Here is an 18,497-nt window from a genome sequence, read left to right as displayed (position 1 = left end):
TGAGTTCCGCATCCCGGACCTTCCCGTACGCTGCGGGGCCATGAACACCTTGGAGACCGGTGACAGGCCGGGGATCGCGGTGGTGACCGGGGCGGGCTCCGGGATCGGCCGCGCGGTCGCCGTGGAGCTGCTGGACGCGGGCTGGTCGGTGGTGCTGGCGGGCCGCCGCGCCGAGACCCTGGAGGAGACGGCGGCGCTCGCGCCGGAGGGCACCTCGCTCGCCGTGCGCACCGACGTGTCGCGGCCGGACGACGTGGCCGCGCTGTTCGCGGCGGCCGTCGGCCGGTTCGGCCGCGTGGACCTGCTGTTCAACAACGCGGGCACGTTCGGACCCGGCGGCGTACCCGTGGAGGAACTGCCCTACGAGGCATGGCGGCACGTGGTGGACACCAACCTCAACGGGGCGTTCCTGTGCGCGCAGGCGGCGTACCGCCAGATGAAGGAGCAGACCCCGCGGGGCGGGCGGATCATCAACAACGGGTCCGTCTCCGCCCACGCGCCCCGGCCGCACTCGGTCGCCTACACGGCCACCAAGCACGCGCTGACGGGTCTCACCAAGTCGCTGTCGCTGGACGGCCGGGCGTACGGCATCGCGGTGGGGCAGATCGACATCGGCAACGCGGCGACGGACATGACGGCCCGTATGCGGACGGGAGCGCTCCAGGCGGACGGCCGGACGGTGCCGGAGCCGGTGATGGACGTGGCCGATGTGGCGCGCACGGTACGGCACATGGCGGAGCTGCCGCTGGAGGCGAACGTGCAGTTCGCGACGGTGCTGGCGACCGCGATGCCCTACGTGGGGCGCGGCTGAGGACCCTGCGGCGGACCCGCGACGGGCGGACGGCGGGCGAGCGGCGGGCCGACGTCCGGAAAGGGGCCGCTATTTACACAACCGGAATTTCAAGGTCCGCCCCATTGCGGCCGGTAGGCGCCATATGCTCAACTCTCCTACACAAGAGCTTCACACTTGGAGCTCTGTAGTTCCGGCCAATCCGGAGGGGGGAAGGCGGCAGTCGTTCCACGGCGCCGGGTGGGGGTGGATCCCGTCCGGGACGGCGGGATACGCACCGGCCCGTGGAACGGCTGCCGCATCACTTCGGCCGGGCCGGGCCCGGGGCACCGGTCAAGCCTGGCCCGTCTCGAAGCGGGAGATCTTTCCGCCCTCGACCTCGAAGTGCCAGCGGGTGCGCATCTCGCCCCAGGTGTCGTTGCGGTAGCCGGCGATCAGATCCCGGCCGTTGTTCGACTCCCGGTCGACGTCCATGTGGCCGTTGGAGGAGAAGATCTCCCGGTCGACCCAGTCGGCGAGGTCCCGGTCGGAGCCGTCGTCCGACATGGTCGCGTCCGACGTGAGCAGGTTCTCGAACGCGGCGCGGTCGTGCGCGTTGACGGCGGTGACGAAGGCCCGGACGGCCGGGTCGCTGAGCTTGGCGGTCTGAATCGTCATGGCGCCCAGCCTCACACCGGCCCCCCGCACCCGCCACCGGAGCGCCCCCCGTCCGAACGGCCGCCCGGAACGCCACCCGAACGGCCGCGTGGGCCGGGCCGCCGGGTGTGACGGATGGGACGGTGGACACGCGACACGGAGCGGGGTCGTCTCCGCCCGCCTCTCACCTCTCCCGGGAGCCATCGTGACCTGCTACGACCGACGTGATCTGGGCCTGCTGCTGCTCCGCCTCGCCACCGGCGGGGTGCTCGCCGCGCACGGCGCGCAGAAGCTGTTCGGCTGGTTCGGCGGCCACGGCATCGAGGGCACCGGCCAGTTCATGGAATCCGTCGGCTACCGGCCGGGCCGGACCAGCGCGACCGCGGCGGGCCTCGCCGAGATGGGCGGCGGCACCCTGCTGGCGCTGGGCCTGGCCACACCGGCCGCGGGCTCCGCGGCGGCCGGGGCGATGGGGGGCGCGGCCGCGGTGCACGCCCCGAACGGCTTCTTCAACCAGGAGGGCGGCTACGAGTACGCCGCCACGCTGGGTCTGGCCGCCACGGGTCTCGCCGTCGCGGGACCCGGCCGGCTGTCCCTGGACCACGCGCTCGGCCATGCCGTCGACCGCGGCTGGATGGTCCCGCTGGCACTCGGCGCGACGGCCGCGGTCACCGCGGTCGTCGTCGGCACCCGCAATCAGCGGCTGCGCAAGGACGAACGGGCCGAGCAGGCAACCCTGTTCGACGACCAGGAGCCGCTGCTCGGGGAGTAGCGGGACACGCGCGCTCCCCGGTGTCACGCCTCCGGCGTCACACCCTCCGGCGTCGCGCCCCGGTGTCGCGCTCGCCCGTCCGGGAACGCTCGCCGCCCGAGGGAACGCTCGCCGGCCCGAGGGAGCGTTCGCCGTCCGAGGGAACGCTCACCCGCCCAGGGAACGCTCCGTCACCCGGGCCAGATGCCGCGCGAAGGTCTCCCGTGCGTCGGGGGTCAGCGTGCGCAGGGCCACCAGCGCGGTGATCACCACGTCGCACAGCTCGGCCTCGACGTCCTCCCAGGTGTGGGTGACGCCCTTGCGCGGGTTCTGCCCGGTCGCCCCGATCACCGCCTGGGCGGCCTCGCCGACCTCCTCGGACAGCTTCAGCATGCGCAGCAGCAGAGCCTCGCGGCCGCCGTGCGCGCGATGGCCGTCCAGCCATGCCCACAGGGCGTCGATGTCGTTCCACATGCCGGTGTCCGACGCGCGCTCGTCCGCCATGCGCGCCAGCCTGCCACGCCCCCGGCCGCGGACGCACACGCCCCGGCGCCGGTGGCCGGGTGCGGACCGGCCGGTCGCGGTCGGCGCGGGCGGGGGGAGCTGGACGGTCGTGGTGGAGCGGAAGCCGCTCCAGGCCGGGGTGTCCGGCCGGGCGGGGCCGCCGGATGCGGGTGAGCCCGGACGGCCCGCTGCCGCTGATGCCGGTGCCGGGCGTCAGCAGCACGGCCCAGCTCGACGAACCGGCCCCGCTGGGCCGCCTGTGGACGCCGAGGGGCCCGGGGCGGGGCGAGGTTCCCGCCGGCGGGAAGCCTTGAGCGGCAGACGAGTCGGGCTGTACGCCGGGTTCTGTTCCGAGGGGTCCTCGCGGGCCCCTCGGTGACGGCCATCCATCTAGGACCGGCGTTGCCGCCGGTCTCGTGCGGTCTACCCGCGGACTCGGGCGGGCAGCCCTCGAACGTCCGCGCAGAGCGCTTTTCACGGCGCTCCTCTTGACCTTGCTCCGGGTGGGGTTTACCTAGCTGCCCAGGTCGCCCTGGGCACTGGTGGTCTCTTACACCACCGTTTCACCCTTACCCGGCGCCTGAGCGCCGGGCGGTCTGTTTTCTGTGGCACTGTCCCGCGGGTCACCCCGGGTGGCCGTTAGCCATCACCCTGCCCTGTGGAGCCCGGACGTTCCTCGGGAAGCCCCTAAGGGGACTCCACGCGGCCGTCCGCCCGGCTCGTCTGCCGTGGCGACCATGTTACCGGCCTGCGCGGGGCCGCTGTCGCCAGCACCGAGCCGACGAGGATCAGGGAGAAGGCCACCACGATCACGGGGGTGAGGGACTCGTCCAGGAACAGCGCTCCCGCCGTCACCGCCACCGCCGGGTTGACGTAGGTGATGACGGTCGCCCGGGTCGGGCCGGCCTCCTTGATCAGCTCCAGGAAGGCCACGAAGGCGACCGCCGTGCAGATCACGCCGAGCCCCGCCAGTGCCGCCAGGCCCTGCCCGGAGGGCGTCGTGGAGGGCCAGGTCAGCGCGGCCGCGGGGGCGTAGACGAGAGCCGCGAAGGCCAGGCAGGGGGTGATCAGGTGCAGCGTGGGGACGTTCTTCAGCCACCGGGCGGCTATCAGCGGAGCGGTCGCGTAGCCGACGACCGTCAGCAGGACCTCGGCCAGGGAGCGGGCGTCCCCGCCGGTCAGGTGGGGGACGGTCAGCACCGCCACGCCGCCGAGTCCGACGGCCAGCCCCGTCAGCCGCCGTGCGCCGAGGTGCTCCGTGTCGCCGAAGGAGCGGGCCAGGACCACGCCGACGATCGGCACGCCCGCGATGAGCAGGCCCGCGGTGGAGCTGGAGAGATGACGTTCGGCGTCGGTGAGGGTCCACCAGGGGCCCACGATCTCGATGCACGCGAAGGCCAGCATGGGGCGCCAGTGGGCGCGGACGGTGGCGGCAAGACCGCTCTGGCGCAGCGCGAAGGGCAGCAGGAGCACGGCGCCGATCGCACAGCGCGCGAACACCACCACGGACGGGGACATCTCGTCCACCGCCACCTTGATCATCAGGTAGGGGATGCCCCAGACGACTCCCATCAGGGAGAACAGGAACCAGCCGCGTGCAGTCATGCGGCGAGTGTCGGCCGGATCAGCCCCTGGCGTCTTGAACGCTGTTGCGGTAGGCCGCCGGGGTCACCCCCAGCACCCGGCGGAACCAGCGGGTCAGATGCGCCTGGTCGGCGAAGCCCACCAGGCCCGCCACCTCGGCGGGGCGCAGTCCGCGGTCGAGCAGGCTGCGGGCCCGGCTCACCCGGTGCTGGGCGAGCCAGGCGTACGGCGGGACGCCCATGGTCGTGCGGAAGGCGCGCAGCAGCTGGTAGCGGGACAGACCCAGGTCGGCGGCGAGGTCGGCCAGGGAGGGCGGGGCGAGCAGTTCGTCGGCGAGGCGGTCGCGGACCTCGTGCGCGACCCGGTCGGCGCCGGGGACCAGGTCGGTCGTGGCGCGGGCCGTGGAGTGACGGCGGGTGAGGGCCGTGAGCAGCCACGGCAGCCGGGACTCGGTCTCCAGGGGGTCGGGGCAGGCGGCCAGCTCGGTGTGGGTCAGCCGCAGCGCGGCGGCCAGCTCGGGGTCGTCGAGGAGGGGTTCGGGGAAGTACGGCGTCCCGAGCGTGCCCTCCCGCAGGAGCGACGGGTCCGCGTACAGGGCGCGGTAGGCGTAGCCGTCGGTGGCCGTGCCGGGCCCGCCGGTGTGCATCTCGCCGGGCGCGAGGACGACGATCGATCCCGGTCCGGTGCGTATGTGTCCGCCGCGGTAGTCGATGACCTCCGACCCGCCGACGCACACCCCGATGGTGAACTCCTCGTGCGCGTGCGGGGCGTAGACGTGCCGCTGGAACCGGGCGGTCAGCAGATCCAGCGGCGGACCGCACCGCCCCATCCGCGCCCGCGTCCACAACGCCTGTTCGGCCACCCCGCGCTCCTTCCGGCTCCACGGGGTGCAACGCCGGGAGGGTCAGAGAAAGTCCGCGGTCTCCAGGTCGAAGCCGAAGGGCTCGGGCAGGGAGAGGGGTTTGCCGAAGGGGAGGGTGATGTGTTCGCGGTAGTCCTCGGTCTTCGGGTCGCTGAACAGAGTGAGGGAGGAGGCGTCACGGTCGACGAGCAGGTAGAGCGGGATGCCTGCCCGGGCGTAACAGCGGCGTTTGGTCTCCCGGTCGGCGGCGGGCCGGGTGGAGGTCACCTCCAGGACCAGGGCGACGCCCTCGGGGGGCATCCAGGGGTCGGCGCCGCCGAAGAGATCGAGCTCGACCGGACCGACCGTGGCGTCCGGGATCAGGTGGTTCTTCGGGCAGGCCCCGCCGCTGCGCATCTTCAGCCCCTTGTTCCCGGAGAAGTCCATCTCCGAGCGGGACCGCTTGATCACCTGCCTGATGATCCTGCTGATGTACTTCTCGTGATCCCCGTCCGGCGGCGGTGTCACAACGATCTCCCCCTCGATCAGCTCCGCCCGGAATCCCTCCGGGGTGTCCAGGGCGAGAAAACCCTCCAGCAGGACGTCTTCCTGCGTGAGCGGCTCATGGGCCATGGCAGTCATGTCACGCCCCTCCTTCGGTCGCTCGCCAGACTGGGACACGGGCTGACCACCTGTCCGAGAGATCGGGAACCGTTCCCTCGATCGTGGCACAGGAGCCCCGCCGACGTCAGGCGGCGAGGCGGCGAGGCGGCAAGGCGGCAAGGCGGCAAGGCGGCGAGGCGGCAAGGCGGCGCTTGACCCTGCCGTAGCGTCAGGCTCTCTACTGGTCGTATGCGGATCGGAGAACTCGCCGACGCGGTCGGGGTGACCCCGCGGACCGTGCGGCACTACCACCACCTGGGGCTGCTGCCGGAGCCGGAGCGGCTGGCGAACGGCTACCGGGACTACACGCTGCGCCATGCCGTGACCCTCGCGCGGATCCGGCGGCTGACCGAGCTGGGACTGGGCCTCGCCGAGGTGCGGGACGTGCTGGCGGAGGACGCGGGCAAGGACCTCGTGGAGGTGCTGACCGAGCTGGACGAGGACCTGGCCCGGCAGGAGGCCGCGCTCCGGGAGCGGCGGGCACGGCTGAAGGTGCTGCTGGAGGCGGAGGAGCTGCCCGCGGAGGCGCCGGTGTCGCCCGAGCTGGCCGCGCTCTTCGGCCGGACCCGCCCCGACTCCCCCATGGCCGCCAAGGACCGGGAGTTCCTCGCGCTGATCGACACCGCGGCGCCGCCCGAGACCCGGGGACGGATGGCCTCCGCGCTGGGCGAGGTCCTCGGCAGCCCGGAGGGGATGGCACGCGCGCACGAGACGTACGCGCTGCTCGACGCCCTCGCCGACGCCGAGCCGGACGATCCCCGGGTGGCGGAGGCGGCCCGCGCGCTGGCCGGGCTCGTCCCGCCCGGGACGGTCCCCGACACCGGGATCGACCACGGGCACGGCTTCCTGCGCGCCTTCTACGCGGATCTGGCCCCGGCCCAGGCGGAGGCGGTCCGGCTGACGATCACGCTGCTCCAGGAGGGTCCCGCATGAGGCTCGTGCTGCGGCTCGCCGGGCACGAGCTGCGACTGCTGACGAGCCTCGTCCGGTGGGTCCTGCGGCGTCCCCGCCGCGTCCCCGGCCAGGTCTTCGGCTACGCCCGCGGGCAGGGCGCCGTGATGTCCGGCTTCGCGTTCGTGTGCGTGATCGAGACGTTCACGATGTCCGTGCTGCTGCGCGGCTGGCCCGCGGTGCACGCGGTGGTGCTGGTGCTGGACGTGTACACGGTCGTCGTGGTCGTCGGGCTGCACGCCGCGTCCGTCGTGCGGCCGCACGTCCTGGAGGCGGACGCGCTGCGGGTGCGGTACGCCGCCCATGTCGACCTTCGCATACCGCTCGCCGCCGTCGGCTCCGTACGGCGTGAGCTGCGGACGGGGCGGGAGCGGACGCCCGGTGAGCTGGACGTGGCCGTCGGGCATCAGACCTCGGTGACGCTGGAGCTGGCCGAGCCGGTCACCCACGTCACGTTCCTCGGCCGACGCCGCGAGGTGCGGGTCGTGCGCCTCCACGCCGACGAGCCGGGCCTTCTCGCGGCAGCGCTCACGCAGGCACGAAACGCACCTTCGCCACTCCCGGATCCGCTTCCGTGAGCCGTACCCGCAGGCGTTCGCCGAGCAGGAGGCCGTCGCCGTCGACGCGGCCCACGACCGCCGGGGACTCCAGATGGACCGTGCCGGTGGTGGGGCGGTGCTCGGCCAGGTCGATCACGCAGGCGTCGAAGACCTCGCCGATCCGGTCCTTCAGCAGGGCCGCCTCGACGATGTCGACGCAGGCGCGTTCCACCGTGGCGGCACGGCGGCCGCCGTCGGCCATCCGCTCGGGCAGTGCGTCCAGGGCGGCGAGGACCTCCTCGGGCACCGGCCGGCCGGCGGCCACGGCCAGGCAGATCTCCGTGGCGTAGCGGTCGGCGAGGCGGCGCAGCGGGGCCGTGCAGTGGGCGTAGGGGGCGGCGACGGCGGAGTGGGTGGTGATCTCCGGGAGGGCGAAGTCGCGGAAGACGGTGCAGCCCGCGCCGCGCAGCAGGGCCGTGCACTCCTGGAGGAAGGCCGCGTGCCGGGGTTCGCGGGGGTCGAGGGAGCGCACCAGCGCGGCGTACGAGACGTGGTGCGGCCAGTCGACGCGCAGGGCGGTGGCGGTACGGCGCAGCCGGCCGACCGCGCCGTCGGGGGCGGCGGGGAGCGTGCGCAGCACCCCGGTGCCGGACGACAGCATCAGATCTGCGGCGGCCATGCCGGTGAGCAGGGAGAGCTGGGCGTCGAAGCCCTCGGCGGGCAGCGGGGCGCGGTAGGCGAGGCCGTAGGCGTGGTCGTGCTCGGTGATCTCCTGCTCGGGCACGTTGAGGGAGATGCCGCCGCGGTCGGCCTCCAGTGCCTCCCGCAGGCGGCCGACGGTCCGCAGCAGCGCGAGAGGCTCCTCGGCGGTGCCGGAGTCGAGCTCGCGCTGTACGCCCGCGTGGTCGAGCCTGGCCCGGCTGCGCACGAGGGCGCGGCGCAGGTCGACGGCGAGCGGGCTGCCGTCGGCGTCCAGGTCGATCGTCCACAGCACGGCCGGGCGGGTCTGTCCGGGCAGCAGACCGGCGGCGCCCTCGCTGAGCACGGGCGGGTGCAGCGGGATCTTCGCGTCGGGGAAGTACAGGGTCATGACCCGCCGGTGGGCCTCGGCGTCCAGCGCGCCCCCGGGGGCGACGAACGCGGCGACGTCGGCGACGGCGTACCGGACGCGGTAGCCGGTGCCCTGCCGGGACAGGTGGAACGCCTGGTCCAGATCGGTGGAGGCCGGGGGACCGACGGTGGCGAAGGGGATGTCGGTCGCGTCCTCCGCCGGGAGGACGGGATCGCGCGCGGCACGTTCGGCCTCGGCCAGCACCTCGGGCGGAAAGCCTGCGGGGATCCCCGGCTCGGCGCGGAGAGCGGTGAGCGCGGCCCGCAGGGGGCCCTCGGGGACGCCGGTCACACGGATGGGGCGGCGGGGCATACAGCGAGCGTAGGACGGGGGTGCCCGGGCGGCACGCCGTACGCTGTCCGGAGCTGAACCGAAGGAGAACCGCTCGTGCTTGTCCTGCTCCCGCCCTCCGAGGGCAAGGCCGCGTCCGGGCGCGGCACGCCGCTGAAGCCGGAGTCGCTGTCGCTGCCGGGGCTGGGCGCCGCGCGTGCGGCCGTGCTCGACGAGCTGGTCGAGCTGTGCGCGGGCGACGAGGTCAAGGCCCGTGAGGTGCTGGGGCTGAGCGAGGGGCTGCGGGGCGAGGTCGCGAAGAACACCGAGCTGCGCACGGCGGGCACCCGGCCGGCCGGGGAGATCTACACGGGTGTGCTCTACGACGCCCTGGACCTGGCCACGCTGGACACGGCGGCCCGGCAGCGGGCGGCGCGTTCGCTGCTGGTCTTCTCCGGGCTGTGGGGCGCGGTGCGGGTCACCGACCGCATCCCCTCCTACCGCTGCTCGATGGGGGTGAAGCTGCCCGGGCTGGGCGCGCTGGGCGCGCACTGGCGGGGGCCGATGGCCGAGGTGATGCCGGAGGCGGCCGGGTCGGGTCTGGTGCTGGACCTGAGGTCGTCGGCGTACGCGGCGGCCTGGAAGCCGAAGGGCGAGGTCGCGGGGCGTACGGCGTCCGTGCGGGTGCTGCACGCGCCGACGCGGAAGGTGGTCAGCCACTTCAACAAGGCCACGAAGGGGCGGATCGTGCGCGCTCTGCTCGGGGCGGGCGCCGCTCCGCGGACTCCGGCGCAGCTGGTGGAGGCGCTGCGGGATCTGGGGTACGCCGTGGAGGCGCAGGCGCCCGCCAGGGCGGGGACCGCGTGGTCGCTGGACGTGCTGGTGGACGAGATCCACTAGCGGCCTCCCATCGCCGTTGCAGTATGCGCAACGATCTTTGCGCGTGCTGCACGCCCTGGGCAGGATGAGGCCATGACCTCCTCCGTCCTGGATCTGTCGCCCGTCGTGCCCGTGGCCGTCGTGGACGGCCCCGCCGACGCCGTGCCGCTGGCGCGCGCCCTGGTCGCGGGCGGACTCCGCACGATCGAGGTGACCCTGCGGACGCCGGGCGCCCCGGCGGCCATTCGGGCGATCGCCGAGGAGGTGCCCGGGGCGGTCGTCGGCGCGGGCACGGTGATCACGCCCGCGCACGCGGAGGACGCCGTCGCGGCGGGAGCGCGGTTCCTGGTCAGCCCCGGCTGGACGGACGTCCTGCTGGAGGCGATGCGGGCGTCCGGGGTGCCGTTCCTGCCGGGGGTGTCGACGGCCTCGGAGGTCGTGGCGCTGCTGGAGCGCGGGGTGCGGGAGATGAAGTTCTTCCCGGCGCAGGCCGCGGGCGGTACGGCGTATCTGAGGTCGCTCGCCGGGCCGCTCCCCCAGGCCCGTTTCTGTCCGACCGGGGGGATCGGGCCGGACCTCGCCCCCGCGTACCTCGCGCTGTCCAACGTCGGCTGCGTGGGCGGCACCTGGATGCTTCCGCCCGACGCCCTCGCGGCCCGGGACTGGGCACGGGTCGAACGCCTCGCCCGGGAGGCGGCCGGGCTCAGCGCAGGTGGGACGTGTCGTTGACGAGGCGGACGCTGGCGTTGCCGTCGGCGTAGTAGGCGATCGCGGACAGCGAGGCCGCCGACAGCTCCATGCGGAACATCGACTGCGGCGGGGCGCCCAGGGCGAGCCGTACGAGCGTCTTGATCGGCGTGACGTGCGTGACCAGCAGGACGGTGCGGCCCGCGTACGCCGCGACCAGCTTGTCCCGGGTGGCGGCGATCCGGTCGGCGGTCTCCGCGAAGCTCTCCCCGCCGCCGCTGGGGCGGGCCTCGGGGTCGGCGAGCCAGGTGGTCAGGTCCTCGGGGTGACGCTCGCGCACCTCGCCGAAGGTCAGTCCCTCCCACGCGCCGAAGTCCGTCTCCCGCAGACCGTCGTCGATCGTGACGTCCAGCCCGAGCCGGGCGGCGACGATCCCTGCGGTCTCCCGGGTCCGGGCCAGCGGCGAGGCGACGACGTCCTGGATCGTCCCGCGCCTGGCCAGTGCCGCCGCGACCCGCTCGGCCTGTTCCCGGCCCACGTCCGAGAGCGAGGGGTCGGTGCCGCCGCTGCCGGAGAACCGCTTCTCGGGCGTGAGCGGCGTCTCCCCGTGCCGCAGCAGCACGAAGGTGGCGGGGGCGCCCATGTCCGCCGGCGCCCACCCCGGGGCGGCCACGGTGCGCGCGGCGCGCACATCGGCGTCGGCGGAGGAACCGGCGGACGGTGAGCCGGTCGCGGACGGCGAACCGGGCTCAGGCAGTGAACCGGCAACGGGCAGTGAACCGGCCACGGGCAGCGGGCCGGGCACCGCTTCCCCGGTCTGTGCCACGGAAGGGTTCGCCGTGCCCTGAGTCACGGCCGCGGCCCGGTCAGCGCCCTGGGTCTCGGCCCGGGTCTCGGCCCGGGTCGCGCCCTGGGTCTCGGCCCGGGTCTCGGCCCGGTCCGTGCCCCGGGCCGTGCCCTGGTCCATCGCCTGGTTCGCCAGCCGGTCCGCGTGCTTGTTCAGCTCGCGCGGGATCCACTCGTACGTCACCCGGTCCGCGGGGAACACCCGTCCGGCCCGCAGGGCGAGCGGCTTCATGTCGGGGTGCTTGATCTTCCAGCGCCCCGACATCTGCTCGACGACGAGCTTGGAGTCCATGCGCACGTGCACGGCGGCGTCCGGGTCCAGCGCGTGCGCGGCGAGGAGCCCGGCCAGCAGGCCCCGGTACTCGGCGACGTTGTTGGTCACGACACCGAGGTACTCCGCCGCCTCCGCCAGCGTCTCCCCCGTCACCGCGTCGCTGACGACCGCCCCGTAACCGGCCGGGCCGGGGTTGCCCCGCGACCCGCCGTCCGCCTCGACGATGAACTCCCGCACCGCGCCCGGCCCCTAGAGCCCGGACTCGGCCGTACGCACGAGGATGCGGCGGCAGTTCTCGCAGCGCACCACGGTGTCCGGCGCGGCCTTGCGGATCTCGGCCAGCTCGGTGATGGCCAGCTCCTGGCGGCAGCCCTGGCAGGTGCGCGCGTACAGCTTGGCCGCGCCGATGCCGCCCTGCTGCTCCCGCAGCTTGTCGTAGAGCTTCAGCAGGTCCGCGGGGACGGATCCGGCGACGACCTCGCGCTCCTTGGTCACGGTGGCCGCCTCGCCGTCGATCTCCTCGAACGCGGCGTCCCGGCGGCCGGTCGCGTCGTCGGTCTTCGACTGGACGGAGGAGACACGGCCGGTCAGCTCGGCGACCCGCTCCTGCGCGGACTCGCGGCGCTCCATGACCTCCAGGACGACGTCCTCCAGGTCGCCCTGGCGCTTGGCGAGGGAGACGATCTCGCGCTGGAGGTTCTCCAGATCCTTCGGGGAGGTGACCGCACCGGAGTCCAGACGCTGCTGGTCACGGGCGGCACGCTGGCGGACCTGGTCGACGTCCTGCTCGGCCTTGGTCTGCTCGCGGGCGGTGTCGCTCTCCTCGGTCTGCGCGGCCACCAGCAGGTCGCGCAGCTGCGTGAGGTCCTTGCCCAGCGCCTCGATCTCGGCGTGCTCGGGCAGCGACCGGCGCTTGTGCGCGAGCTGCTGGAGGCGTACGTCGAGGGCCTGGACGTCGAGGAGACGGATCTGGTCGGCGGGCGCGGCGTTCAGTTGGGGGCTCCAAGGGAAGGGGAATGGATGGTCCAGGGGTCGGTGACCGTCTTCGAGACATGGACGCGCAGGTCCCAGCCGTGGCGGTCGGAGATCTCGTCGAGCTGGGCGGCGGCCAGCTCGCACCAGGGCCACTCGGTGGCCCAGTGCGCCGCGTCGAGCAGCGCGAGGGGGCTCTGGGCCACGGCCTCCGAGGCCGGGTGGTGGCGCAGGTCCGCGGTGAGGAAGGCGTCGACACCGGCCGCGCGCACCTGGTCGAAGAGGCTGTCGCCGGAGCCGCCGCTGACGGCGACCGTACGGATCAGGGCCTCCGGGTCACCGGCCGTGCGGATGCCCTGCGCGGTGGCGGGCAGCCGTTCGGCGGCGCGTGCGGCCAGTTCCTTCAGCGGCATCGGGTGGTCCAGCTCGCAGATCCGGCCCAGTCCCCGGCGGCCCGCCGGGTCGGTCGGGTCCGGCACCAGCGGCCGTACGACCCGCAGGTCCAGCGCGCCCGCGAGCGCGTCGGAGACACCCGGGTCGGCGGTGTCCGCGTTGGTGTGGGCGACGTGCAGCGCGATGTCGTTCTTGATCAGCGTGTGCACGGCCCGGCCCTTGAAGTGCGAGGCCGCCACGGTCGTCGTACCGCGCAGATAGAGCGGATGGTGGGTGACCAGCAGGTCCGCGCCCAGCTTCACCGCCTCGTCGACGATCTCCCGGACGGGGTCGACGGCGAACAGGACCCGGGTGATCTCCTGGCCGGGATCGCCCACGACCGTGCCGACCGCGTCCCAGGACTCGGCCCGCTCGGCGGGCCACAGGTTCTCCAGCGCGGCGATGACTTCAGACAGACGGGGCACGGGGAAAGGCTACCTGGCCGTTTCCCGCCGCCGCACCGGTGCGGACGCCCGCGCCTGCGGCAGCGCCTCGCCGTGCCCGCCGGCGCGTCCCGGCCGGGCCCGACCGGGACGTACCGGCCGGCACGCGGGCACCTCCCGCTCAGGCGCGTCGGCGCGGCCCGGCCGGACCGCCCGCGGATGCCCGACGCGGGGGCGTCTCCGGACCCGGACCCGTCCCCGGAGACGGCCCCGACCTCGAACCCGGATCCGAAGACCGGCCCCGAACCCGGACCTGAGACCGGACCCTGACCCGGACTCGGAGGCCGGAAACCGGAGACCGGACCCTGACCCGGAGGCCGGCAAGCGGACTCGGGGACCGGACCCGGAGGCCGGGAAGCGGACCCGGGGACCGGGCCCTGAGGCCGGGCGGACCCGTCGGGGCGGCCCGCGCGGGGCCGCTCGTCCGCCCCGGGCAGCACACGGGCCCCCGTTCCCTCAGGCGAATCGTTCCGCGGCCACCCTTATGTGTGAAGCGCCAGCCCGCCGGTCCCACGTCTGTGCGTACGAAAACTAGCTTCGTCGCCGGAGGTGACCGACCGATGACGGCCTGTGCGATCGAACCCGCTGCGGCGGACGCGGACGACCCCGACCCCGCGGCGGGGTGTGTCCTCACGGAGGACGGCACGTACGCCGCCCGGCTCGCCCTGAGCGGCGACTCATGGTTCCCGGAGCGGTGGACCCTGGACGGCCCCGAGCCCTACGCGGTGCCGCTGCCCGGCAACCAGCCGGAGGAGCCCGGCACCGAGGTGCAGCCGCTGGCCGACGGCCGGGTCCTGATCAGCCGGGCCACCGACGGACGGCAGGTCTTCTCCCTGCTGTACCCGACCGGCCCGGACACGGGTGAGCTGCCGCTGGGCGCGGTGGACGGCCGGGCGCGGCTGCTGCCCCCGGCGCCGGGCGGTCACCGGGCGTACGCCCTGACGGTGGGCGCACGGTCCAGCGCGGTGTGGCTGGTGGCGGGCGGCGCCTTCGGGCCCGAGCGGGTCGCGGAGGTGCCGGGGCGCTGCTCGGGCGGGGTGTGGCTGGACCGGGCGGGACGGATACTGGTCCTGGACCGGGAGTCCGGGGGCCGGACCAAGTCGGTCGTGGTCGATCTGGCCCGCGGCGGCGAGGTGTCGCCCCTGCTCCAGATCGCCGCCGACAGCGACGACCGGCTGCTGTGCGCCGACCCGGACAGCGGGCTGCTGCTGATCGGCTCCGACGCGCCCTCGCCGGGCCGGGAACGGCTGGGCTGGGGCGTGCTGGGCAGCACGCTGCCGGTGCGGTTCCCGGAGTGCCTGCGGGTGGAGGGCTGCGCGGTGACGCCGTTCGCGATCCAGCCGGGGCAGGTGCTGACGCCGGAGAACTGCGCGGTGGCGCTGCGGGTGGACGGACCGGCGGGCAGCTGGGTCGGCGTCTGGCGGCCCGCGGACCGGCAGGTGCGTCATCTCGCGGCGCCGCCGGGCTGGCTGGAGGGGGCCGGGCTGTGGACCGAGCAGGGCGTGCTGCGGCTGCCGTACGCCACCGAGGACGCTCCCTGCGGCGTGGCCGACTGGCCCCGGCAGTGGGTCCTGGCGGACGTGCCCCCGGACCCGGACCCCGAGGGGCTGTGCTCGGACCCGGCGGGCGCGGCCCCGGCTCCTGGGGGCGCTGTTTCGGGCCCCGGGGACCTGGCGGACGAGCCGGTCGAACCGGCGGAACCGGACCCCCCGGCTCCCTCCGCGCCGCGCCCTGTGCCGTTGCAGCAGGCGCCTCTGGGAGGTCTTGTAACGAAGTAGCGACGGCCGGCGTGGCCGCCTGGATTCGGCCCGAGGCGTGCCGGTTAGACTCCCCCGGCTGTAAGAAGATCATGTTTGACGGGGTGAATTCTTCGATGAGCGCGATGAGCGACGTCAGCACGTCCCAGCCGTTGTCCGCGGCCGCCCACGAGGCGTCCGGACACGGCAGGCACCGGGGCCCGGTCTCGGCACAGGACACCGAGACGGCTCCGCGCGGCCGCCACCGCAAGCCGGTGGAGAAGCCGAGCGAGACGGCGGCCTGAGAGCCCGCCGACCGGCACGTCCCGCGGCCCCGTTCGTCTCCTGGCGAACGGGGCCGCGGCCGTGTTCCCTCAAGGTCCGCTCCAGATCCGTTCCTGATCCGTTCCTGATCCGCTCGGGTCGGCTCGGGTCGGCTCCCGATCCCTTCCCGATCCCCTCCTCGTCCCCTCCGGGTCCGCTTCAGCCTCGCTTCAGGCGCAGCACCTCCGTCGCCGCGAAGGTCTCCTCCGGCGGGCGCCGCGCGTAGTACGGCGTGAGCAGCGCGTCCAGCTCGTCGTAGGTGAAGACGTCCTGCCCGCTGTCGAACTGCGCCTGCACCCGCGGCCGCTCGACGACGGCGACCATGCCGCCGTGCACGACGAACAGCTGGCCGTTGAGCCGGGCGGCGGCGGGCGAGGCGAGGTAGCCGACGAGCGGGGCGACATGCCCGGGCGCGAGCGGGTCGGTGCCCTCCTCCGGAGCGGCGAGACCCGCGAACACGTCCTCGGTCATCCGGGTGCGGGCACGCGGGCAGATGGCGTTGGCGGTCACTCCGTACTTGGCGAGCGCGAGGGCCGTGGAGGTGGTCAGGCCGACGATCCCGCCCTTCGCCGCGGCGTAGTTGGGCTGCCCCGCCGAACCGGCCAGGAACGCCTCCGAGGAGGTGTTCACGATCCGCCCGTGGACCGGCGCGCCCCGCTCCCGGGCCCGCTCGCGCCAGTGCGCGGCAGCGAACCGGGTGGTGTTGAAGTGCCCCTTGAGGTGGACCCGTACGACCGTGTCCCACTCCTCCTCCGTCATCGAGAAGACCATGCGGTCGCGCAGGATGCCCGCGTTGTTGACGAGGATGTCCAGCCCGCCGAACTCCTCGACGGCCGACCCGACGAGCGCCCCGGCCTGTTCGAAGTCCGCGACGTCCCCGGTGTGGGCGAGGGCGGTGCCGCCCGCCGCGCGGATCTCGGCGGCGACCCGCTCGGCGGGACCGGCGTCGGCCTCGCCGGTGCCGTCGCGGCCGGGCTGTCCGTAGTCGTTGACGACGACGGCCGCACCGAGCCGGGCCAGTTCCAGCGCCTCCGCCCGGCCGAGCCCTCGTCCGGCACCGGTCACGATCGCCGTGAGCCCGGCGAGCGGGGCGGTCATCACAGCTCCACGCAGGTGCGCAGGGCGGTCCCGCTGCGCATCTGGTCGAGGGCCTCGTTGATCCCGGCGAGCGGCACCCGGTGGGTGATCAGGCCCTCCAGGTCGATGCGGCCCGCCCGCCACAGGGCGATGGTGCGCTCGTAGGAACGCAGGACGTCCCCGCCGCCGTACATCGAGGGCAGGATCCGCTTCTCGTCGAAGAACAGCTCGAACATGTTGAGCCGGAGATGGTCGTCCGTCGCGCCCGCGCCGACGATCACGAGCGTGCCGCCGCGCCGGGTGCTGTCGTACGCGGTACGGGCGGTGGCGGACCTGCCGACGACCTCGAAGACGTGGTCGAAGCCCTCGCCCCCGGTGATCCGCTGCTTGGCCTCGGCCAGTTCGTCCGGGGAGGCCGCCGTGGTGGCGCCGAAGCGGAGCGCGGCCTCGCGGCGCGAGACGACCGGGTCGACGGCGACGATCTCGGCGGCACCCCGCAGCCGCGCCCCCTGGATCACCGAGATCCCGACGCCGCCGCAGCCGAGCACCGCGACCGACGCGCCCGCCTCGATGTCGGCGGTGTTGAGCGCGGCGCCCAGCCCGGTCGTCACCCCGCAGCCGATCAGCGCGGCGATGTCGAAGGGCACGTCGTCCGGGATCGGGACCGCGCAGCCCGCGTCGACGACGATCTCCTCGGCGAAGGTGCCCGTCCCGGCGAAGCCGAAGACGTCCCCGCCGGCGCGGCGGAAGTTGGGGACGGCGGCGTTCATGAACCCGGCCAGGCACAGCTCGCTCTGGCCGCGCAGACAGGACGGACAGGCCCCGCAGGCGGGCAGCCAGCACACGACGACCCGGTCGCCGGGCTTGACCCGGGTGACGCCCTCGCCCACCTCCAGGACCTCGCCCGCTCCCTCGTGACCGGGGACGAAGGGCGCGGGCTGCGGCAGCACGCCGCTCATCGCGGACAGGTCCGAGTGGCACAGCCCGGTGGCCCGCACCCGGATCCTGACCCGGCCCGGCCCGAAGCCCACGGCCTCGACGTCGTCGAGGACCTCCAGCTTCTCCTGGCCTGTCTCGTGCAGTACGGCTGCGCGCATGGTGCGGCTCCCTTCGGACGTACGTGGCTCGGGAGTTGCGGGGCTCGGGGTGTGCCTGTGACGGGTGCGCCTCGGGTCTGCGTGCCCGTGACGGGTGCGCTTCAGGTGCGCGTGCCCGTGGCGGGTGCGCTTCAGGTGCGCGTGCCCGTGGCGGGTGCGCTTCAGGTGTGCTCGACGACGGTGTCGGTGAGCACCTGGTGGTCCCCCCGGTCCACGGCGCTCACCTCCGCCCGGACCACGCCGCCGTCCTGCCGCCACAGGCGGATCCGCAGGGTCTCGCCGGGGAAGACGACCCCGGCGAACCGCGTGGAGTACGACCGCACCCGGGACACCTCGCCGCCGAGCAGCGTGTCGACGACCGCCTTCAGGGTGATGCCGTAGGTGCACAGGCCGTGCAGGATCGGGCGGTCGAAACCGGCGGTCTTGGCGAAGTCGGGGTCGGCGTGGAGCGGGTTCCAGTCGCCGGAGAGGCGGTAGAGCAGGGCCTGGTCCTCGCGGACGGTGCGCTCCAGGGTCCGGTCGGGCTGTCCGGCGGGCGGCTCCAGCCGGGCGGCGGGGCCGCGGTCGCCGCCGAAGCCGCCCTCGCCGCGCAGGTAGATCTGCGCGTCGTTGGTCCACAGCGGACCCTCGGCGTCGGCGACGTCGGTGCGCAGCACCAGGATCGCGGCCTTGCCCTTGTCGTACACGGCGGCGACGCGCGAGGTGGCGGTCGCCGTCCCGGCGGCCGGGATCGGACGGTGGACGGTGAGGACCTGGCCGCCGTGCAGGACGCGGGCGAGGTCGACCTCGACGCCGGGCATGGACAGCCCGCTGATCACGCCGGGCGCGCCGGAACCGGCGACGGTGGCGAAGCTGGGCAGGACGTGCAGCCGGCTCTCCAGGGTGTAGCGCAGCTCGTCGGGGTCGGTGGCGGGCAGGCCCGCGCCGATGCCGAGGTGGTAGAGCAGGACGTCCTTGGGGGTCCAGGCGATCTCGCCGGAGCGGGGTTCGGCGGCGAGTGCCCTGGCTGCGTCGATGGGCATGGGGCTCCTGACGGTTCTGGGACCTCGGCGCGGGCGTCCGCACCGTCGCCCGCGCCGAGGCCGTCACG

General features: G+C 74.3%; 19 protein-coding genes, 1 other RNA gene and 1 pseudogene. 8 read left to right on the top strand and 13 right to left on the bottom strand.

Going from position 1 to position 18,497, the window contains the following annotated elements; all coding sequences use genetic code 11:
• Positions 1–40 precede the first annotated feature (40 nt).
• Positions 41–811 (top strand): SDR family oxidoreductase, encoded by a 771-nt coding sequence (locus ACIQGV_RS31785; RefSeq protein WP_402500613.1) that lies wholly within the window; start codon positions 41–43, stop codon positions 809–811.
• A 312-nt stretch (positions 812–1,123) separates the two neighbouring features.
• Here ACIQGV_RS31785 and ACIQGV_RS31780 read toward each other — a convergent pair whose 3' ends face one another.
• Positions 1,124–1,447, bottom strand: coding sequence for a nuclear transport factor 2 family protein (locus ACIQGV_RS31780; protein WP_402500611.1), 324 nt, complete (start codon positions 1,445–1,447; stop codon positions 1,124–1,126).
• A gap of 184 nt (positions 1,448–1,631) precedes the next feature.
• Here ACIQGV_RS31780 and ACIQGV_RS31775 point away from each other — a divergent pair, with 184 nt between their 5' ends.
• Positions 1,632–2,198: a DoxX family protein gene (locus ACIQGV_RS31775; protein WP_402500609.1), complete on the top strand. Its 567-nt coding sequence runs from the start codon at positions 1,632–1,634 to the stop codon at positions 2,196–2,198.
• A 147-nt stretch (positions 2,199–2,345) separates the two neighbouring features.
• Here ACIQGV_RS31775 and ACIQGV_RS31770 read toward each other — a convergent pair whose 3' ends face one another.
• The 5 genes and pseudogenes from ACIQGV_RS31770 to ACIQGV_RS31750 form a co-directional block, all read right to left on the bottom strand.
• Complete coding sequence (locus tag ACIQGV_RS31770; protein ID WP_402500607.1) at positions 2,346–2,681, bottom strand: MazG-like family protein; 336 nt, start codon at positions 2,679–2,681, stop codon at positions 2,346–2,348.
• Positions 2,682–2,999: 318 nt separating this feature from the next.
• Positions 3,000–3,403: RNase P RNA component class A (gene rnpB / locus ACIQGV_RS31765), an RNA gene on the bottom strand.
• Positions 3,404–3,458: 55 nt separating this feature from the next.
• Positions 3,459–4,223 (bottom strand): annotated as a pseudogene (locus ACIQGV_RS31760) (DMT family transporter); the annotation flags it as partial.
• 82 nt (positions 4,224–4,305) lie between these two features.
• A complete protein-coding gene (locus tag ACIQGV_RS31755) occupies positions 4,306–5,127 on the bottom strand; it encodes an AraC family transcriptional regulator (RefSeq protein WP_402500605.1) in 822 nt (273 codons plus the stop codon).
• A 42-nt stretch (positions 5,128–5,169) separates the two neighbouring features.
• Entirely contained in the window at positions 5,170–5,748 is a 579-nt protein-coding gene (locus ACIQGV_RS31750; protein WP_402500603.1) for a Uma2 family endonuclease, read from the bottom strand.
• Between the two features lie 210 nt (positions 5,749–5,958).
• On the opposite strand from ACIQGV_RS31750, the gene ACIQGV_RS31745 reads away from it, so the two are divergent.
• Positions 5,959–6,702 (top strand): MerR family transcriptional regulator, encoded by a 744-nt coding sequence (locus tag ACIQGV_RS31745; RefSeq protein WP_402500601.1) that lies wholly within the window; start codon positions 5,959–5,961, stop codon positions 6,700–6,702.
• A complete protein-coding gene (locus tag ACIQGV_RS31740) occupies positions 6,699–7,298 on the top strand; it encodes a hypothetical protein (protein ID WP_402500599.1) in 600 nt (199 codons plus the stop codon). The genes ACIQGV_RS31745 and ACIQGV_RS31740 overlap by 4 nt, the downstream gene beginning before the upstream one ends.
• Here ACIQGV_RS31740 and ACIQGV_RS31735 read toward each other — a convergent pair.
• Positions 7,249–8,682: an RNB domain-containing ribonuclease gene (locus tag ACIQGV_RS31735; RefSeq protein ID WP_402500596.1), complete on the bottom strand. Its 1,434-nt coding sequence runs from the start codon at positions 8,680–8,682 to the stop codon at positions 7,249–7,251. The two genes, ACIQGV_RS31740 and ACIQGV_RS31735, sit on opposite strands and share 50 nt — an antisense overlap.
• A 75-nt stretch (positions 8,683–8,757) precedes the next feature.
• On the opposite strand from ACIQGV_RS31735, the gene yaaA reads away from it, so the two are divergent.
• Both yaaA and eda read left to right on the top strand, forming a co-directional pair.
• A complete protein-coding gene (yaaA, locus tag ACIQGV_RS31730) occupies positions 8,758–9,540 on the top strand; it encodes a peroxide stress protein YaaA (RefSeq protein ID WP_402500593.1) in 783 nt (260 codons plus the stop codon).
• A gap of 72 nt (positions 9,541–9,612) precedes the next feature.
• Positions 9,613–10,248, top strand: a complete 636-nt coding sequence (eda, locus tag ACIQGV_RS31725) for a bifunctional 4-hydroxy-2-oxoglutarate aldolase/2-dehydro-3-deoxy-phosphogluconate aldolase (protein WP_402500590.1) — start codon at positions 9,613–9,615, stop codon at positions 10,246–10,248.
• Here eda and ACIQGV_RS31720 read toward each other — a convergent pair.
• From ACIQGV_RS31720 to ACIQGV_RS31710, 3 genes are read right to left on the bottom strand one after another with little or no spacing between them, the layout of a single operon-like run.
• On the bottom strand, positions 10,223–11,563 hold the full coding sequence (locus ACIQGV_RS31720; protein WP_402500587.1) for a bifunctional RNase H/acid phosphatase: 1,341 nt from the start codon (positions 11,561–11,563) through the stop codon (positions 10,223–10,225). The two genes, eda and ACIQGV_RS31720, sit on opposite strands and share 26 nt — an antisense overlap.
• A 12-nt stretch (positions 11,564–11,575) precedes the next feature.
• Positions 11,576–12,319, bottom strand: coding sequence for a zinc ribbon domain-containing protein (locus ACIQGV_RS31715; RefSeq protein WP_402500842.1), 744 nt, complete (start codon positions 12,317–12,319; stop codon positions 11,576–11,578).
• Positions 12,316–13,155, bottom strand: coding sequence for a Nif3-like dinuclear metal center hexameric protein (locus ACIQGV_RS31710; RefSeq protein WP_402500584.1), 840 nt, complete (start codon positions 13,153–13,155; stop codon positions 12,316–12,318). Before ACIQGV_RS31710 ends, ACIQGV_RS31715 begins: the two co-directional genes overlap by 4 nt.
• Before the next feature lie 578 nt (positions 13,156–13,733).
• Between ACIQGV_RS31710 and ACIQGV_RS31705 the strand changes: the two genes are divergently transcribed.
• Together ACIQGV_RS31705 and ACIQGV_RS31700 are read left to right on the top strand one after the other, a co-directional pair.
• Positions 13,734–14,951: a hypothetical protein gene (locus ACIQGV_RS31705; protein ID WP_402500581.1), complete on the top strand. Its 1,218-nt coding sequence runs from the start codon at positions 13,734–13,736 to the stop codon at positions 14,949–14,951.
• A gap of 104 nt (positions 14,952–15,055) precedes the next feature.
• Positions 15,056–15,214, top strand: a complete 159-nt coding sequence (locus ACIQGV_RS31700; protein WP_402500578.1) for a hypothetical protein — start codon at positions 15,056–15,058, stop codon at positions 15,212–15,214.
• Positions 15,215–15,392: 178 nt separating this feature from the next.
• Here the strand turns inward: ACIQGV_RS31700 and ACIQGV_RS31695 are convergent, their stop codons facing one another.
• The 3 genes from ACIQGV_RS31695 to ACIQGV_RS31685 form a co-directional block, all read right to left on the bottom strand.
• Complete coding sequence (locus ACIQGV_RS31695; protein ID WP_402500575.1) at positions 15,393–16,331, bottom strand: 3-oxoacyl-ACP reductase; 939 nt, start codon at positions 16,329–16,331, stop codon at positions 15,393–15,395.
• Positions 16,331–17,407, bottom strand: a complete 1,077-nt coding sequence (locus ACIQGV_RS31690) for a Zn-dependent alcohol dehydrogenase (RefSeq protein WP_402500572.1) — start codon at positions 17,405–17,407, stop codon at positions 16,331–16,333. The genes ACIQGV_RS31695 and ACIQGV_RS31690 overlap by 1 nt, the downstream gene beginning before the upstream one ends.
• Before the next feature lie 161 nt (positions 17,408–17,568).
• Positions 17,569–18,429 carry a MaoC/PaaZ C-terminal domain-containing protein gene (locus ACIQGV_RS31685; protein WP_402500569.1) on the bottom strand — a complete coding sequence of 287 codons (861 nt, stop codon included), beginning with the start codon at positions 18,427–18,429 and terminating at the stop codon, positions 17,569–17,571.
• Positions 18,430–18,497: the final 68 nt, after the last annotated feature.

Origin of the sequence: Streptomyces sp. NPDC093094 (assembly GCF_044754345.1) — a bacterium.
Lineage (GTDB): Bacteria > Actinomycetota > Actinomycetes > Streptomycetales > Streptomycetaceae > Streptomyces.
The sequence above is the reverse complement of the archived record's forward strand: the minus strand, read 5'-3'. Positions and strand labels throughout refer to the sequence as shown.